An 18,092-nucleotide genomic window follows, 5' to 3' on the forward strand; every position below is an offset into this window, starting at 1 on the left:
GCCGCCGCAGTCTATCCCCCCAGCAGTTGCGGTGAAATAGTTCCTGTTTAAAGCCCCGTGACTTTAATTTAGGGACTATTCCACCGCAACTTATTGGGAGATTAGCTAGTCCTTGGGCGTCCAGGACCAGAAGAAGTTGATGAGGGCCACGCGCGAGGCGGTACCGGCCTTTTTGTTGATCGAAGAAATGTGGCGATAGAGCGTGGAGCGCGAAAGAAAGAGCGTTGTGGCGATGTCCTGAACGCTCTGGTCCGAAACGACCAAGACCTCAAGAATATCGCGCTCGCGCTCTGTAAGCCCAAAGGTGGCGACGAAGGCATCAAGGCGTTCATCGGACGTGAGCTCCGCTGCCTCCACGGGCTCGGGGTCGGAGCATGTGGGCGCAAGATCCCCACCAAGATCGTCGGTGGCAAGCGTCAGTCCGTCCCGCATCGCGGCATCATCGGCTCGTTGCCCCAACTGCCCCAGCAGCGTAATCGCAATACCCACAAACATCACGAGCGCCGCGCCGACTGCAGCCAGCACGTTTTGACTCAAAATAATCGCCACTGCCGGCGCCGTCACGAGCATCGAGCACACGTTGTTGACGACGCGGCCCATGCACGGCCAAAAATATGACCAGCGCGCATAGAGCGAGATGGCGGCGAATTTTGTGGTAAAGAACACCACAAAGAAGCCCGAGCCCAGATAAAAGATGATCGTGGCAGCAAGCTCGTTGCCGCCATTGCCCTCGACGATGAGCACAAAAAACGAAAGCGTAGACAACATGGCGGCGCATGTCATGCCGATATTCATATACGAACGGCCGCGCAGGTCAAATAGGACGCCGGCGGCCAACGAGCTCACGACAAGCAGCAGGCGCGGCCAGTCACCCAAATCAACGGCTCCGGTAGCATGCAGGGTCGTGAGGCCCGCGTTGAGAGCGGCGAATACGACGGAAAGATACGCTGTCGCCACGGTCAAGCGAGCTGCAGTGCGGCGGAATGCCGCCTTTGCCTCGGGATCGTCATGCCACTTGGCGCCATATTCCAGAGCATCTACCGAAAGCCCGGCAACACTGGGTTCAAAGCTGGGATCGGACTCGTCGCGCAGCTTGGCGCGTCGGGCACCGTGGAGCGACGCCACCTGCGCGATCGCGCAGACGACCAGAACAGCCTGCTGAGGAATGCCGGCAGGCATCACCATGTGGTTGAGCACCTGCACCAGAACGCCCATGGCGTAGGAAAGTGCAGCCGCACGCGCCAAGCAGGGCGTCCGTGCAAAGCGCCGCGCAAAGTTTGCATGGGTAGTCGATCCGCAGTAGCCCAGCGCGCAGCACGCCACCAAACCGCCGGCAATTATCACCTCAACCTGAACCGCCATAATCAACAGCAGCAATGCCGCCACCAGCAAAACGCCCGTAACGTCACTCGTTGCTTCAATGGCATGGGGACGGCGATAGTACAGAATAGGACGCACAAAAAAGCCAATCACGCTCGCGCCGATAACAAGGCTCTCATAAATAACAACCTCGTCCGGAGACACGAACTCGGCCATGCGCACGTCAAAGAGATACTCGCACGCCAAAAACGTGAAGAAGAACAGCGCCAGGCATATAATCTCCCGAATGCCCCGACGCAAATATGCGGTTGTGTCTCCCATGTCCCCCATGGTTAACCCCCAGTCGCTCAATTGTCTGGAAATCTATTTTAATAAAGAACCAGTCTCAATATCGAAGCCAGGCTTGAAATGCTGCAAATTTGACCCCAGCCGTTCACGTCACACCGCGGTTTTGAGCCTCATGGACCAGAAGGGACACGCGCGGCCTCTAGCTCGGCAAGGAGTGTCTCCAACTGCCACTCATTGAAGTACGTCCCCAATGAGTGCCCAATGACTACCCGCAGCAAGGAGTGTCCCTATGTGTCGGATGAAAAATGGGCCATGTGTCCCAGTTGTGGAGACTCCTTGAGCCGTCTGGGTATCGCGAAGGATCGCGCACTCCCCCATCATCAAAAGTGACACACGCTACCAGTTGATGGGAGGCAGCCATGGGCTTCTTTGACAAGATGTTCGAGAAGAAAGAGTGCGCGATTTGCGGTACCGAGCTGGGACTTCTAGGTAAGACAAAAATCAATGAAGGCTACCTGTGCAAAGAGTGCGCCGGCAAGCTCTCCCCCTACTTTCACGGCTATCGCTACAGCACCGCGGACGACATCCGTGAGCAACTCGCCTACCGCGAGGCCAACGCCGAACGCCTGTCTTCGTTCAACCCCACGCGCACGCTTTCTGCCGGGCGCACCAATATTATGCTCGATGAGGACGCGGGCCTGCTGATCATCACTTCGCAGAGCCGCTGGCGCGACGCCAATCCCGACATCATCGAGTTCTCGCAGGTACTCGGCTGCGATATGGATATCGACGAGCATCGCACCGAGATCTATCGCGAGACCAAGGACGGCGAGCGCGAGAGCTACAACCCGCCGCGCTACGACCTGGATTACGACTTTAATCTGACCATCCACGTCAACACGCCGTACTTTACCGAGATCAACCTGCGCGTGAACGACTCCACCATCGATCAGCGCGGCTCCATCGAATACCGCGAGGCCAAGCGCCAGGCAACCGAGGTCCGCGACGCGCTGGTGCAGCTGCGCCAGGAGACGCGCGACAGCGTCGTGGCCGCCAAGGCCCCCAAGACCGCGGTGACCTGCCCCTTCTGCGGAGCCACCACCATTCCCGATGCCAGTGGGCGCTGCGAATACTGCGGCGGCGCCATCGGCGCATAGCCTCCGGCAGCGAAAGGACCGATCATGGCCTTCGAGAGCGTTAACTATCAGTGCCCTGCCTGCGGTGGCCCCTTGCATTTTGCCAGCGCCGAGCAAAAGCTCGTCTGCGACTACTGTGACTCGCGCTTTGAAGTCGAAGAAGTCGAGCCCCTCTATCGCGAGCGCCAGGACAAGGCAGACGCCAAAGCCGATGCCGCAGCCGCAACGCCAAAGCCCGTCGCCGACGACGCGGTGCAGGAGCTCGCCCAAAACGCCGGCTATATCTGCTCGTCGTGCGGCGCCGAGCTGGTCTCGGACGGCACTGTCGCCGTTACCACCTGCCCGTACTGCGGCAACTCCGCCGTGGCACCCGGCCAGCTCTCGGGAGATTTCTCGCCCGATCTGGTGATTCCGTTTAAGCTCGGGCGCGACGATGTCATGGCCGCGCTCAAGGAACACTACAAGGGCAAGATCCTGCTGCCCAAGAGCTTTGTCACCGGCAACCACATCGACGAGGTCCAAGGCGTCTACGTGCCGTTTTGGCTCTACGGCGCCCGCGTGGACGGCGAAGTGTACTTTGACGCGACCAACGAGACCGTGACCGAGGAATCCGACCGCACCGTCACGACCACCGACCACTACGATGCCTACCGTAAGGGCAATATCTCGTTTGAGCGCGTGCCCGTCGACGGATCTTCCAAGATGCCCGACGGCCACATGGACGCCATCGAACCGTTTGACTACGATGCGCTGCGTCCGTTCTCGGTCGCCTATATGCCCGGCTACATCGCCAACCGCTACGACGAGGACTGCGAGACCTGCAAGGCGCGCGCCGAGCGCCGCATGGAGGAGAGCACGATCTCGGCCCTGCGTGAGACCGTCATCGACGAGTACGACGACGCCACGGTCGAAAGCAAGCAGCTCGACTACACCTGGGAAGACAGCAACTACGCCCTGTTCCCCGTCTGGATGCTCTCTACCTCGTGGAACGGCAAGAGCTACCTGTTTGCCATGAACGGCCAAACCGGCCGCATGGTCGGCGAGCTCCCCTGTTCCAAGCCCAAGCTTGCTATCGCCTCGGTGCTGTTCTTTGTGATCGGGTTTGTCCTCTCCCAGATTCTCTTTATGGGTGGGAATGCCTTCGATCCAGACTACCTCACCTTTGATATCGAAGGCATCCTCATCAACATCGTCGCGCCGCTGATCATCGTAATCATCGCGGACGTACTGCTGGTAGGCCAGCTCAAGACAGCCAACGAGGCCACCCACGCCGATTACTACTGCGGAGACTTCGACCTGACCGAGAAGCACGACACCTTCAGCCATACCGAGACCTCGGTCGTCATGAAGGACAACAAGGACGATTAACCATTCTGACCAATACCACCCGGCCTTTGACGAGAAAGGAAGATCACCATGGGACTCTTGAAAGCTGGATTGGGTGCTGCCGGCGGCGTCATGGCCGACCAGTGGAAGGAATTTATCTATTGCGAATCGATGCCCGCTGACGTCTTGGCCTGCAAGGGCAGTAAGCGCACCGGCGGCCGCAGCTCCAACACGCGCGGCGAGGACAACGTCATCTCCAACGGCTCGGTCATCGCCGTCAACGACGGCCAGGGCATGCTCGTGGCGCAAAACGGCAAGATCATCGAAGTCGCGCTGGAGCCCGGTGAGTTCGTCTTCGATACCGGCAGCGAGCCGAGCGTCTTTAGCGGTAACCTGGGCGACTCCATCAAGGAGACCTTCGCCAATATCGGCAGCCGTTTTACCTTTGGCGGCGACGCCGGCAAGGACCAGCGCGTCTACTTTATCAACACCAAGGAGATTATCGGCAACAAGTACGGCACCGCCTCGCCCGTGCCCTTCCGCGTGGTCGACAACAACATTGGCCTGGACGTTGACATCTCCGTGCGCTGCAACGGAGAGTATTCGTACCGCATCACCAACCCGCTGCTGTTCTACACCAATGTGTGCGGCAACGTGACCGATAGCTATACGCGCGACAAGATCGACAGCCAGCTTAAGTCCGAGCTGCTCACCGCCCTGCAGCCCGCCTTTGCCAAGATTTCGGAGATGGGCATCCGCTACAGCGCTATCCCCGGTCACACCACCGAGCTCGCCCGCGCGCTCAACGAGGTCCTCTCCGCCGACTGGCGCGACCTGCGCGGCGTCGAGATCGTGAGCTTTGGCGTTAACTCCATCGCCGCCTCGCAAGAAGACGAGCAGATGATCAAGGACCTGCAGAAGGCCGCGGTCATGCGCGATCCCACCATGGCAGCAGCCAACATTGCCAGCGCCCAGAGCGACGCGATGCGCGCGGCGGCGGCCAACCCCAACGGCGCGATGGCCGGCTTTATGGGCATGGGCATGGCAGGTGGCATGGGCGGCATGAACGCCAGCCAGCTGTTCGCCGCCGGCCAGGCACAGCAGCAGGCCGCCCCGCAGCCGGCTCCGGCACCCGCCCCCGCACCTGCGGCCGGCACATGGGCCTGCAGCTGCGGCGCCACCAACACCGGCAAGTTCTGCCCCGAGTGCGGTAGCCCCGCACCCGCCCCGGCACCGGCCAAGTGGTTCTGCCCCAACTGCGGTAGCGAAAACGGCGGCAAGTTCTGCAGCAACTGCGGAACACCCCGGCCCTAGCCCCTTTATCTGGTAATCGGCGGGGGTTCCGCCACCCCCGCATTTGCTTCTATGGGTTTTCACACAAGAAGGAGGACACCATGAAGACAACGTTCAAAAAGTCCGCACTCGCATTTCTGACATGCGTTTTGGCGCTCGCCTTTGCCCTGACGGGCTGCAGCGGCGGCGGCAAGGACCCCAAGGCCAACTTCGTCGGCAGCTGGAAGTTCTCGGGCGGAACCCTGGAGGGCGAAGAGCTGACCGATGAGTACATGGACATGCTCGAGGAGTGGGGCGTCAACTGCATCCTGATCCTCGATGAGGACGGCACGGGTTCCCTCGACCTGTTCCTTGAGGTTGTCGACCTTAAGTGGGAGGCCAAGGACGCCACCACCGCAACCATCACCGCCGACGGCGATTCGCAGGACATGAAGCTCAAGGACGGCAAGCTCGTCCTCGAGGCTGACGGGGACGAACTCGTCTTTACGAAGTCCGACAAGGACCTGTCCGGTACGGTGAAGAAGGATCGCGAGAACGCCGAGAAGGAAGAAGAGATCGATGAGGCCGTCGAAGACGACGACGTCCAGAGCATCGAAATCTCCCCCGCCGTCACCGTCGCCGATGACGACCTGTGCACCATCACCATCACCGAGAAGTTCAAGGACGACTGGGGCGACATCGGCTTTGTCGTTAACATCACCAACAAGAGCGACAAGGACCTGACCTTCTACGCTCCCTCCGGCAAGACCAATGTCAACGGCACCATGAAGGACCCCTGGTTCTCGGCTCACCTGATGCCCGGCACCAACGCCACCGAGGAATTCACGTTCTCGAACGGCGAGCTTGACAGCCTTGACGACCTGGTCAACACGACCATCGGCATCGACGCCTACCTGACCGATTCCTACGAGGACGTCGCCTCCTACAGCGCAACCATCGCGTAGCGGCAGACATCGACGGCCGCGGATTGGCAGATACATCCGCGCACATGTCAGGCGGGGCCGCAGGAGTTGATCCTGCGGCCCCGTCGTTTTTGTGCCGATGCGTAACGAGCGCTAGCGCTCCATATTGGGAACGATGCTGCCCTCCGTTACTGCGCGCACGGCCAAGCGCATGATGTTGTCGTAGCCGGTCTTGTTGAGGATCTCCGAGATGCGACGCTTGATGGTGCCCTCACTCATAAACAGCTCGGCCGCGATCTCGCGACGGCTCTTGCCCTCGCAGGCAAGGCGCAAAATCGATAGCTCAACATCGTCGAGTGCCGCCGTACCCGAAAAAATACTCTCGGGCGGCTTGGGAAACGTGCAATAGCCCGCCAGCGTGGAGCGCATCACGGCGAACAACTCGTCGATACCGACGTTCTTGTACACAAAGCTATCGACGCCCGCCTCGCGGGCCTGATCGACAAAGGTGATCTCGGGCATGCCGGTCATGATAATGACGCGGCACTCGGGCAGTTGTTCTTTAATGCGCGCCGCCGCCACGATGCCGTTGGAATCATGCTCGGTGCATACGTCCATCAGTATCATGTCCGGGCGCTCCTTGAGCGCGACACCCAAGGCCTCGGAAGCATCGGCAATGGCGGAAACAACGGTCATATCGGGCTGGTCGCCAACGGAACGCGCCAGGCTCTCGCGCAGGATGGCCTGGTCTTCGACTATAAGGACGCGGATCATGAGCTTCTCCTTTGAGCTGTGGCGCTGGCGTTGAGCGGGATGGACACCGCAAGCGTAAAGGGCGGGGCGGCATGGATTTCCAGGCAGCCGCCCAGATCTTGCGCGACATGCCTCATACCTGGGATACCCGTTCCCTCGCGATACGATACGGGTGCAGGCGCGCCGTCGTTAGAAACGGTCATCCGCGCAACAGCGCTGTCTTCCGACGTCTCCCGCCACAGGCGCACATGGACCCGATGGGCCTGTGCATGCTTGGTGGCATTGGTCGAGGCCTCACGGATAATCTGCAAAAATGCGGCGGCGACACGCGCGTCCTCAGGCAGCGCACCCTCAACATCGATCTGCACACTCACCAGGCCAAAAGCATGGACGATATCACCCAGCTGCTCTGCAGGCTCGCTGGCACCGCCACTGCGCAAATCGGCGGCAATTGAGCGCAGCAGCGGGTCGATCTGCTCGAGCGACTCGTCATCCAGGCGCCCCTCCTCCAGATAACGATGGAGGATGGACAGGCGCTGCCCGATCACGTCGTGCACGCGAGCGCGCATACGCAGATAGGCCGCATTGTCAGCAACTTTTTTGACTTCTTCGATCTGGGCTTGGAGCTCTTGGCCCGCAAGCTCAAGCAGGTGGTTGGCTTGCGCTAGGCGATCATGAGCATGCGCATACTCTGTTACATCCAGGCCGATAATGCGCTCAAAGAGGCGGCCCGAAACCATAACGTTATCGTGCACAAACAAGCGAATCTCGGCGGGAGAAACCTCGACCACCGCCCGCGCCTCACCAAAGCGGTCCAGATTAATCCGCACGCGGTTCTGGCTGCTTTCGGGCATTTGCATGCTGAGTTTGCGCAGGCCGTTCCATGTACCGCTCATATCGCCTAGGTCGGTGGGCATATGAAGCTCCACCAGGTTTTTGCGCATGCAGCGGTTCATGAGCAGCGGACGGCCCCTCGGGTCCAGATACAGGATGCCCACGGGAATCACGTTGATGGTCTCGATCGTCGAGAACGCGGTGATATCCTCCTGGCGGTTACGGACGTCCATCAAGAGCGCCGCGATGGAACGGAACAGGAAGAACGCTCCCTCTGCGATAAGGACAACGGTCCACGCCGAGCCCATGGCAAAAACCACCGGCGGCGTCACGGCGACAACAAGCAGCAGCTCGACCAGCATGACGGGGCGACGATAGCGCACCATAAGCACCACGCCATAGGCAAAGATTGCGGCATTGAGCCACAGCGCTCCGCCCATTGCCCTGGCGCAAACGTCAAGCGGCGCCACCAGATACGAGCCAGACGACGCGAACAGGATAAGCGCCGAAACCACCAGGTGAAGCACGAGGCTCGCCTCGTAGGTGCAAACCGCCTTACGGTTATAGGACGAGCGGCGCGATGCGATGAGCGGAACGTGGATCGTCTGCAGGCACGCAGCCAGGGCAAAGACAATATCGAGTGCAACGATTTGGGGAAGGATGAGCGAAATCTGCATCGTCACTCACCCGCCCGCGGCATCAACACGATCATACGCAACTGGCCGGGTTCGCCCTCAAGGCGGTATGCCACGTTGCGCCCTTGCAGAGCGCTTTCGAGCTCTTGCGCAGCGGGCGTCTGCGAAAGATCTTCATCATCGTTGGAAAAAAGCGTGGCACGCAGCTCGACACTGCACCGGTCATGGTCGCCCAAGTGATACATAAGCGCCGGATGGTCGGTGGTGTAGGCAAAAAACGCAAAGTCATACACGCAGTCGTACAGGGCGCTTACCGTACTGGCGTGCATCGGGCGCCGTATGGCGATAATCGAGGCGCAATCGATATCGATGGTGCGCAGGTCGCTTGCGAGCTCGTTGGCAATGAGCTGAATGCGGTCGCGATCAAAACCGCTCTCCCCGTGCTGTGCCAACGTGAGCGACCCTTTGCGCTTGCAATAGGCGACGAGCATCTTGGCGCGCTGCAGCATGCGGTAACGCTCGTGCGAAGACGATTCATCGGTCAACGGCGGTAGCGAGCTCAGCAGGTCGTACATCCCTTCGAGCGCGCGGGCAAGCGCCTGGTCCACGTCTTGGACCAGCAAGGTCTCGGCCTCTTGGTCTGCCAGGTGCGTCTTAAGGTCGTAGTCGGCGGCGAGCAGCTCGTTTTGACGCTGCAGCTCCATGCGACGATGTGCCAGTTCACGGTTAAGCTCGTTGAGATCCGACACGTCTTGGGCAAGCAGGGCCGATCCGCCCAGCAGTGGAAAGGCACGGTACATCACATCGGGATCGGACGCCACGGCAAAGGCATGGGCGCGGCCGTGCGCCTGGGTCCGCAACTCCTCGCGCACGCCTACCGGCATTGGCTTTGACGCCGGCGTGGCATAGACTTCCTGCAGGTCGCGCGTTAGAACTTTGAGGTCAAGCGGCAAGGTGTCGAAAATGCCGGCGATGTCGTGATATGACGGAATGACACCGCAATCGAGACAGATTTCCATCGCCACCACGCACAGAACGCAATAGATGAGCGAGAAGTTGAGTCTCCATGCCCAGGGCACGCGCAACGCATATGAGATAGCAAAGAACGCGCCGCCCAGCAGCACGAGCGCCGCCGTGCCCGAGAAACGTTGGATGCGAAAGGACGAGGACCGACCAACCAGGATAAAAAAGGCCACGAAGTCAAAGGCCGTCCACACGAGGACGGCAAAATAACCCCAGCCGTACGTGTAATCGTTGCTCCAGGTGTCGCTTGTACGGTCAAAGTGGAAGACCTGCTGGTGAAAATCGTTGGTGAGCACAAATCCGATAAGCAGGATGGCCACAATCCACAGCGCAGCGCAGTAGCGGCGACCCAGGCGGTGTTGCTCCAGACCCGCAAGGCGCAAACCACACAACTGGTAGAGCAGCGGAATGAGCGTCATGGGCACGTAGTACAGGTACCACAGCACGGTGGCATAGAACGGCGTGAACGACTTGTACTTGAGAATGACTTCGATCATCCACAGGGCGCAGATGGTGGCGATGGCAACAAGGCGGCGGCGCAACACATAGTCCAAACAGCGCAGATAGACCGATACGCCCCAAATTGAAAATACAATTGCGGCGACAAGCAGCGGGAGAGAGCTCGAATGGACGAGCGCATCCACGACCTCTTCGGACACCTCGCTATAGGCGGGCACGGCGTTAGAAAGTTTGGGGTCGAAAGCGAACAGCGCCGGCAAGACTGCCAAAAGCACGAGGAACAGCGCGGTGATGGCACCGGCGATAGCAAAGACGCGGTGACGGTACACCTGATGCGTTATGCCAACAAGGAATCGCGGCATGGCGAAGAGCCTGCCGCCCCTGGGATCCGCAACCGGCGCGGTCCGGGCGGCCGCGTGGCCGATATGTCGCTCGCGGGTACCCATAGTGCTTTTAGTGTACCGACAGATGGGTCGAAAAAGCGGGCCGCATGTCCCAAAATCCGCAGACGGCAAGGCGCCCGGCAGCCTCCCCCGTCTGGCACTTCCCGATATCCGCCCGCCCCAAACCACCGCAAAGGGGACAGGCACCTTTGTGGTGGTTTGGGGCGATGCGCTAGTCCACGGTGATGTCGAGGTTCTTGCCGATGAGGCCTACGTAGCCGCCCTCGGCAGCCTTGGGGCTGTCAGCATGGCAGAGAACCCACTTGTCGGCCTTCCAGTAGCAGTAGCTGTCACCGGTGGCAGGCATGTCGGCCGCAGCCTCGGGGCGCGGACCGTTGGTGCCGGCGGGAAGCGCCACCATCACCTGGAAGCCACCGTCGTCGACCATGCACGGCGTGTAGTGGAGCGTGGTGTTGAAAACCTCGACAACCTTGCCCGCCGGCACGCGGAACGCCTTGACGCACGCGGTATCGAGCTCGCCGTCCTCGATCTCCCAGCGATGCGCCACGAGCAGGATAAAGTCGCGCGCGCCCAGGTTGAACTCACTCGCGCGGTGGTACTCCAGGCAGTTGAGACGCGTGTTGTGGCCGTTGCACCAGCCGAGCTGGAAGGGACGGCCACCAAACATGAGAAAGCCCAACTTATCGGCATCCTTGGCGCCCTCGAGCTCCGGCGCACTTGCTACGTACTTGCTGCCCTCGGGAATGGGCGTGGCAGAGAGCGCCTCGAGCACGGGCGACGTGAGCTCGGACGAAACGTTATCCCAAACGTTGCCATAGGATTTGAACTCGGGATCGTTGACAGAGTAGATATGCATGTTCACTCCTGTTCGTAAATGTGACTATACGAACATTCTAGAACAAACATGAGCGATTTTGAACGCTCGCCCCGACCAATCAACAAAAAGGCGCCCCCGCATAAGCGAAGGCGCCCAATGCGCGCGTTTTGGACGATAAAGCCCTTATGCCTGCTGATAGTGCAGGTGCTTCTCGTCGATATCGGCCAGGTCGCGGTCGAGGTAGCGGCGCGCAAGCCAGTTGGCCATGGGAAGGTTCTGGTCCAGGTAGTTGCCGCACTCCTCGGGAGCGGCACCGGGGACATCGCCCTCAAAGTCGGCGACAAACTCGAACAGCTCACGCACGAGCGGCAGGATCTCCTCGCTCGTCACCTCGCCAAATACGACGAGGTAAAAGCCCGTGCGGCAGCCCATGGGGCCAAAGTAGACAATGCGGCCCGACCACTCGGCATGATTGCGAAGGAACGTCGCGCCCAGGTGCTCGATGGTGTGGCACTCGGCCGTGTTCATGACCGGCTCCTTGTTGGGCGTGGTCAGGCGCAGGTCAAAGGTGGTGACGGCGGCGCCGGTCGCCGGATCGCGGTCGATGCGGCTCACATACACGCCGGGCTCAAGCAGCAGATGGTCAACGGAAAAGCTCGCAATGCGCTCCATGGCAGATCCTCTCGGTAGTCAATTTGGGACGGGCTCTTTTAGCTGGTTCGAATGGTCGCACCAATCATACCAGTCAAAAAAGCCCCGTCCCAAAAAGACAACTTAGCCCAAGACGCGGGCCATGCGTGCCTTAAACTCCACGAGGAAGCGCGGAGCATCCACGGTCAGTGCCACAAGCGTGCTCTTGTCCGGATCGGACAGGCGGCGCTCATCGCAGATGGTGCGACCGCGGTACTCGCCCAGCAGATCAACACGCAGGTTGCAGCCGAGCGCACCTACGAGCGTGGGGTCGATCGCCACGGCAACGGCCAGCGGATCGTGCAGCGCACAACCACCCAGGTAGGGTGCGTTCATCTCGTACGAGCCAATGTAGTGCTCGACCATGCTCGCAAATGCGCAGCCCGCCATGGTGCCCGAGCCCGTCCAGCCGGCAATGTCGCGGCGTGTGAGCACCACGCGATGCGTCACGTCCAGACCCACCATGGTGAGCTTACGGCCCGAGCGCAGCACCGCGTCGGCTGCCTCGGGGTCGCTCGCCATGTTGGCCTCGGCGCCCGCGCTCACGTTACCGGGCACGGTAAGGGCGCCGCCCATCACGACCACGCGGCCGATGGACATCATCGCCGCCGCATCGCGCTCCAGGGCGAGCGCCAGGTTGGAGAGCGGGCCAGTCGCTACGTAGACCAGATCGGGACCATAGGTGCGCGCGGCATCGATCAGATAATCGACCGCAGCGTTGCCGTCGGCCGAGGTCGCCCCCACCGGCTCGTAGGGCGACGCGGGCACGCTCGCGCCGCCGATGCCGTTCTTGCCGTGAATGAGCGCGGTGGACGCCGGCGGCGTATAGGGCTCAGTCGCCTGCAGAGGACGGTCGGCACCCAGGTACACCGGAACCTCGGGGCGACCCAGCAGATCGAGCACCGCCAGGCAATTGTGCGCCGATTGCTCGACGCGCACGTTGCCAAAGCACGTGGTGATGCCCACGAGCTCCACCTCGGGGCTCGCGATGGCATAGGCCAGCGCCATCGCATCGTCCACTCCCATATCCAGATCAAGGATCAGCTTCTTGATTGCCATTGTTCTACTCCGCTTCTCCGTCTTTATCGTTTAACCAAACCAATGTTCAACTTCGGCGCGCGTGGGAATCGATTGCTGAGCGCCCAGGCGCGACACCGTCACTGCCGAAGCGCGAGCACCCGCGGCCATGCACTCAAAGAGCGGCAAGCCCTCTAGGCGAGCCGCCGCCAACGCGCCGATAAACGTATCGCCGGCGGCCGTGGTATCGACTACCGCACTCGAAAGTGCCGGCATGCGCAGCAGCTCACCGCCATCGCCGAGCGTAACCGAGCCGGCACCGCCCAGCGTGATGACCGCGGCGCCGGCGCCCTTGTCGAGCAGCGCATTGAGCGCGGCGACGCAACTCACATCATCCGTGGGCAGAATGCCCGTCAGAACCTGGCACTCGGTCTCGTTGGGGCAGACCAGGTCGACCGCAGGCCAGACCTCCGCAGGCAACTCGCAGGCGGGCGCTGGATTAAAGACCGTATAGAACCCCAGCTCGTGAGCGCAAAAAAGCGCATCGGCAGTCGCCACAAGGTCACATTCGCCCTGGGCGATAAAGACGCTTCCGGCAGCCGGGGCAATCTTGCTGGCGTCGCCGTCGAGCTCATCGGCCACCAGACGCCTCAGCGCGCGGGCAACGTCCTCGCCCGTAAGCGCATGATTGGCTCCCGGCGACAGCACGATGCGGTTGTCGCCCTCACAGCGAATGATGGTCGCCGTTCCCGTCTCCACATCATCGCGACGCGCCACAAAGTCACAGTTCACGCCAGTATCTTGGAGCCCCGCCACGAGCGACATGCCAAATGCGTCACAGCCGACCGCGCCGATCATATGCGTGCGCGCACCCATGCGCGCGGCGGCGACGGCCTGGTTAGCGCCCTTGCCACCGGCGTTGGTGATAAAACCGCTGCCGCCGACGGTCTCGCCCGCGCGCGGCATGCGCTCGCACGCCACCGAAAGGTCCATGTTCATGCTGCCGAACACCGCAACGATGCTGTGATCCGCCATGGAAACCTCCTCGTCTTTAGGCTTTGTGCCCACCGTCGACCATCGATTGTGCACTCTCGCACCCCCTATAACTTTAGTTCACTTTGATGTGGACGCGCGCTTGAGCTTGCGCCAGCAGCAAGCATTCACAGGAGCAGGCAGCTACAATGAAGGCGTGCTGATTATTCTCGTCATTGGATGATGTTTTATGGAACAACTCTCGCAATCGGGCTCGCGCGGTCGACGCCGCACGGGCAACGAGCCGGCGCCGCACGAACGCGTGAAGGGCGAACGCCGTGCCAACGAACCGCGACGCACCGTGAGCCCCCATCGTGCTTCTGCCAACAACGCGGGCCGCGCCAACACTCCCGCCGCGGAGCAGACGCCTGCTCGCCCTAAATCCCGCTACATCCCTGCCCTTGACGGCCTGCGTACGCTCGCCGTCGTCGCGGTGGTGCTCTATCACCTTAACCTCACGTGGGCGCAGGGCGGTCTGCTCGGCGTCACGATCTTCTTTGTGCTTTCGGGCTATCTGATCACGCGCTTGCTGCTCAACGAAGTCGCTAAGACCGGCCGCATCGACCTCAAGAGCTTCTGGATTCGCCGCATCCGTCGCCTGGTCCCCGCCGTGGTAACCGTCGTGGTGGTGACCTGCGCGCTGTGCACCGTCTTCAACCACGTGATGCTCACCAAGATGCGCCCCGACATCTTGCCGTCGCTGCTGTTCTTTAACAACTGGTGGCAGATTGCTCAAAACGTCTCGTACTTCAATGCTCTGGGCGACCCCTCACCGCTCACGCACTTTTGGTCGCTTGCCATCGAGGAACAGTTCTACCTGATTTGGCCGCCGCTGCTGTTTGCCATGGTATCCATGCATGTGAGCAAGCCCAACACGCGCCGCGTGGTTCTGGGCCTTGCCGCGGTATCTGCCCTCGCCATGATGGTGCTTTACAACCCTGCCGCCGACCCCAGCCGCGTGTACTACGGCACCGACACCCGCGTGTTCTCGCTGCTGCTGGGTGCCTGGATGGCCTTTATCCCCGATCGCGACCTGGCGCCGGTGCGTCTCGCTCATCGTTTGGGGCTCAATCGCCTGGCTGGCGCCGCCAAGCACGGCAAGAACGCCGAGGGCAAACCTGGCGAGAAGGCCGACGAAGCAGCCGAGACCGCCCCGGCACAGCCGAGCGCCCTCGTGCGTTTTTGGTCCTCGCCCGCATCCATCGATGTGTTGGGCGTCGTGGGTCTGGTTGGCCTTGCCGCCATGGTCGCGCTCACCAACGGCTACACCGCCTTCCAGTATCGCGGAGGCACGCTGCTGTGCTCGATCCTCACGCTCATGGTCATCGCGGCCTGCGTGCAGCCCCAGGGAATGGTTGCCCGCGCGCTATCCGCCGAGCCACTCGTGTGGGTTGGCAAGCGCTCCTACAGCATCTACCTGTGGCACTATCCGCTGCTGCTCCTCATGAACCCGGTCGCCAACATCAACGATACGCCGTGGTGGCAGTACATTTTGCAGGTGTTGTTGGTGGTCGCCGTGGCAGAGTGCTGCTATCGCTTTATCGAGACTCCGTTTAGGAAGGGCGCCTTTGGGCGCACCGTCGCCGAATTCCGCGATGGCACCACCACGCCCGCCAACTGGGCACGCACGCACATCCCTGTCTGCGCAGCCTGCGCTGTCGTGTTGGTCGTTGCACTGGGCGGCCTGATCTTTGTGCCCGAGACGTCTGCGCTGAGCGGCGAGGGCGCCGAAGTTCTGAACAAGGAAGCCAAGAACACCGCGCCCACCGACCAGCAGGCGGCCGACGACACCGACAAGGACAACGACGGCTTCCCCGATGGCTCCTACGATCTGCTTATGATCGGCGACTCCGTGTCGCTGCGTGCCGTAGACACCTTTGACGGCGTGTTCCCGCACAGCCATATCGATGCCGAAAAGGGCCGCCAGTTTGATGCGGGGCGCGCGACATTTGAGGGCTATATCCAGCAGAACCTTGCCGGCAAGATCGTGGTCTTTGCCCTGGGCACCAACGGCTTGGTAACCGACGACCAGATCGACGCCATCATGGCCGATGCAGGAGATAAGCGTATTGTGGTGTTTGTGAACACGCGCAGCCCGCAGCCGTGGGTTGGCTCTACCAACCAGGCCATCGCCAACGCCGCTACGCGCTACAAGAACGTGCGCGTTATCGATTGGCACGGATACAGTGCCAACCGCAACGACCTGTTCGATGGCGATGGCACGCACCTATCGACCACTGGCGTGACTGAGTACCTCAACTTGATCCACGATGCCGTCAAGAAGGACCTGCCCGTACACCCCGAGGATCACGTCAACGATCCGCAGCCGGCAGCCGTCAAGTCTGCCACCGACGCGCTCGTCAATGCGCTCGCTCTCAAGCCGCACAAGTTGGGCACCGACAAGTAACCTGCAGCGCAAACTTCCCACATCCGGAGGGGGCGTCTGCCGTGGCAGACGCCCCCTCCGGCAGTTAGGGACGTTCCTTATGTGCCGGTACCTAGGGACACTCCTGGCGCAGCCAATGAAGACCTCTACGGATGAATTCCAGGCCGCTCCGTCGCTCCAGACATCGTTTCCGCGCCTCGTGCCTGCCCCAAACAATCAAAACAAGCCCTTTTCGCCGCACCCTCAAAGGTCTGTGGGCAAAAAAGGGCAAATATGAGTACTGTTACCATTTTAGTAGCAGGCAAAACCACCCAAAATGACGTCCGAGCGACCCCTACAACCCCCTAAAGCAGCCAACCTGACTGGTTTAAGGCGTATTGGAGCCAATTTTAATGAACATACTAAAGGCTATGTTCATTATCTTTTAGGATGTAAATGCTATTCACTTAGCAACAGTACTCATATTTGGCATTTTTTGTCCATTGCTATATAACTAACACCCTATAGCAGACAAAAAACAGGCCGCAGCCCATCGCTGGGGCCTGTTCGGAAGCAAAAGTGGGCGTTAAGCGCTGTAGCCCATCGCCTGCAGAACAAACATGACGACCGTGAGCACCGTAATCACACCGATAGTCGCCCAAGTGAGCACATTCCACACGCGGCCGTTGCGGTTGGCACCCATAATGTGACGGTCAGCGGCAATAACCACCTGGAACACCAGAACCACGGGCAGTAGCACGCCATTGATGACCTGCGAGGTCATCATAATCTGGAACAGATCGACGCCGGGCATAAGCACCAGCACGGCAGAGATACCGATGATGGCCGTAATGATGCCGCGATAGACCGGGGCCTCGTCCCAGCTGCGGTCGGCACCGCGCTCCCAGCCAAATGCCTCGCAGATAGCGCTCGACGTAACGCCCGGCAGCACACAGGCAGCCAAGAAGCTCGCCGCGACCAGGCCCGAGGCAAACAGTACCGTGGACCACTGACCCGCAATAGGCTCCAACGCGCGGGCGGCATCGGCAGCATCGCTAATCTGAATACCCGCCGGGAACAACACCGTACCGGTCGTGATGATAATAAAGCCGGCAATGACATCGGCGGCAAGCGAGCCGCTCACGGTATCGATGCGCTGCAGCACGATATCGTCCTCGCCCGCGTTCTTATCGACCACGTTGTTCTGCGCCAAGAAAATCATCCACGGCGCGATGGTGGTACCGATCGTTGCGACCACGAGCGACACGTAGCTGGGGTCATTTTGAATGTTAGGCACGACCAAGTCGACCGCGACCTCACCCCAGTTGGGGCCAGCCATAAATGCAGCGACGATATAGGTCACGAACACGCAGCTCACCAGCAGCAAAATCTTCTCGATGCGCTGGAAACTACCCGACATGGTAAGCATCCACACCAGCAGCGCCACCAACGGCACCGAGATGCTCGCCGGCACGCCAAAGAGGGCAAGGCCGCTGGCGATGCCCGCAAACTCCGAAATGGTCACAGCCGTGTTGGCGATCAACAGCGCCGCCATAGCAAGTACACTCTTGCGCACGCCAAAGCGCTCGCGAATGAGCGATGCCAAGCCCTTGCCCGTGACGCAGCCGCAGCGCGCCGCGGTCTCCTGCGTCACGATGAGCAGCACAGTCATGACGGGAAGCATCCAGAGCATCTTGTAGCCATAGCTGGCGCCCGCGCTGGAATACGTTGCAATGCCGCCGGCGTCATTGCCCGAAAGCGCCGCCAGCAGGCCGGGACCCATAGCGCCAAAGATGGC

14 protein-coding genes are annotated in these 18,092 nt (G+C 60.8%); 5 read left to right on the forward strand and 9 right to left on the reverse strand.

Translation table 11 applies throughout. The features are described from left to right. Positions 1–105: 105 nt before the first annotated feature. Positions 106–1,641 (reverse strand): helix-turn-helix transcriptional regulator, encoded by a 1,536-nt coding sequence (locus ABCN01_RS04025; protein WP_342996690.1) that lies wholly within the window; start codon positions 1,639–1,641, stop codon positions 106–108. A 386-nt stretch (positions 1,642–2,027) separates the two neighbouring features. On the opposite strand from ABCN01_RS04025, the gene ABCN01_RS04030 reads away from it, so the two are divergent. From ABCN01_RS04030 to ABCN01_RS04045, 4 genes are all read left to right on the forward strand, one after another. Next, complete coding sequence (locus ABCN01_RS04030; RefSeq protein ID WP_342996691.1) at positions 2,028–2,765, forward strand: DUF4428 domain-containing protein; 738 nt, start codon at positions 2,028–2,030, stop codon at positions 2,763–2,765. Between the two features lie 24 nt (positions 2,766–2,789). Continuing rightward, positions 2,790–4,112 (forward strand): hypothetical protein, encoded by a 1,323-nt coding sequence (locus ABCN01_RS04035; RefSeq protein WP_342996692.1) that lies wholly within the window; start codon positions 2,790–2,792, stop codon positions 4,110–4,112. Between the two features lie 48 nt (positions 4,113–4,160). Beyond that, entirely contained in the window at positions 4,161–5,384 is a 1,224-nt protein-coding gene (locus ABCN01_RS04040) for an SPFH domain-containing protein (protein ID WP_342996693.1), read from the forward strand. Between the two features lie 80 nt (positions 5,385–5,464). Then, positions 5,465–6,307 carry a hypothetical protein gene (locus ABCN01_RS04045; RefSeq protein ID WP_342996694.1) on the forward strand — a complete coding sequence of 281 codons (843 nt, stop codon included), beginning with the start codon at positions 5,465–5,467 and terminating at the stop codon, positions 6,305–6,307. 111 nt (positions 6,308–6,418) lie between these two features. Here the strand turns inward: ABCN01_RS04045 and ABCN01_RS04050 are convergent, their stop codons facing one another. The 7 genes from ABCN01_RS04050 to ABCN01_RS04080 all read right to left on the reverse strand — a co-directional run bounded on the left by ABCN01_RS04050 (position 6,419) and on the right by ABCN01_RS04080 (position 13,932). Then, entirely contained in the window at positions 6,419–7,039 is a 621-nt protein-coding gene (locus tag ABCN01_RS04050; RefSeq protein WP_006236292.1) for a response regulator transcription factor, read from the reverse strand. Next, complete coding sequence (locus ABCN01_RS04055) at positions 7,036–8,529, reverse strand: sensor histidine kinase (protein WP_342996695.1); 1,494 nt, start codon at positions 8,527–8,529, stop codon at positions 7,036–7,038. The genes ABCN01_RS04050 and ABCN01_RS04055 overlap by 4 nt, the downstream gene beginning before the upstream one ends. Before the next feature lie 2 nt (positions 8,530–8,531). Continuing rightward, complete coding sequence (locus ABCN01_RS04060) at positions 8,532–10,331, reverse strand: histidine kinase N-terminal 7TM domain-containing protein (protein WP_342996696.1); 1,800 nt, start codon at positions 10,329–10,331, stop codon at positions 8,532–8,534. Between the two features lie 253 nt (positions 10,332–10,584). Continuing rightward, the gene (locus tag ABCN01_RS04065; RefSeq protein WP_342996697.1) at positions 10,585–11,229 is read right to left on the reverse strand and encodes a DUF4867 family protein; all 645 of its coding nucleotides are present in this window, start codon (positions 11,227–11,229) and stop codon (positions 10,585–10,587) included. 144 nt (positions 11,230–11,373) lie between these two features. Further along, positions 11,374–11,862: an S-ribosylhomocysteine lyase gene (locus ABCN01_RS04070; protein ID WP_195521906.1), complete on the reverse strand. Its 489-nt coding sequence runs from the start codon at positions 11,860–11,862 to the stop codon at positions 11,374–11,376. 102 nt (positions 11,863–11,964) lie between these two features. Then, positions 11,965–12,939 (reverse strand): nucleoside hydrolase, encoded by a 975-nt coding sequence (locus ABCN01_RS04075; RefSeq protein ID WP_342996698.1) that lies wholly within the window; start codon positions 12,937–12,939, stop codon positions 11,965–11,967. Between the two features lie 30 nt (positions 12,940–12,969). Then, complete coding sequence (locus ABCN01_RS04080; RefSeq protein ID WP_342996699.1) at positions 12,970–13,932, reverse strand: ribokinase; 963 nt, start codon at positions 13,930–13,932, stop codon at positions 12,970–12,972. 187 nt (positions 13,933–14,119) lie between these two features. Here ABCN01_RS04080 and ABCN01_RS04085 point away from each other — a divergent pair, with 187 nt between their 5' ends. Further along, positions 14,120–16,336, forward strand: a complete 2,217-nt coding sequence (locus tag ABCN01_RS04085) for an acyltransferase family protein (RefSeq protein WP_342996700.1) — start codon at positions 14,120–14,122, stop codon at positions 16,334–16,336. 544 nt (positions 16,337–16,880) lie between these two features. Here the strand turns inward: ABCN01_RS04085 and ABCN01_RS04090 are convergent. Then, complete coding sequence (locus tag ABCN01_RS04090; RefSeq protein WP_006235731.1) at positions 16,881–18,077, reverse strand: Nramp family divalent metal transporter; 1,197 nt, start codon at positions 18,075–18,077, stop codon at positions 16,881–16,883. Between the last annotated feature and the right edge of the window lie 15 nt (positions 18,078–18,092).

It is taken from the genome of Collinsella aerofaciens (genome assembly GCF_039062365.1).
Classification (GTDB): Bacteria; Actinomycetota; Coriobacteriia; order Coriobacteriales; family Coriobacteriaceae; genus Collinsella.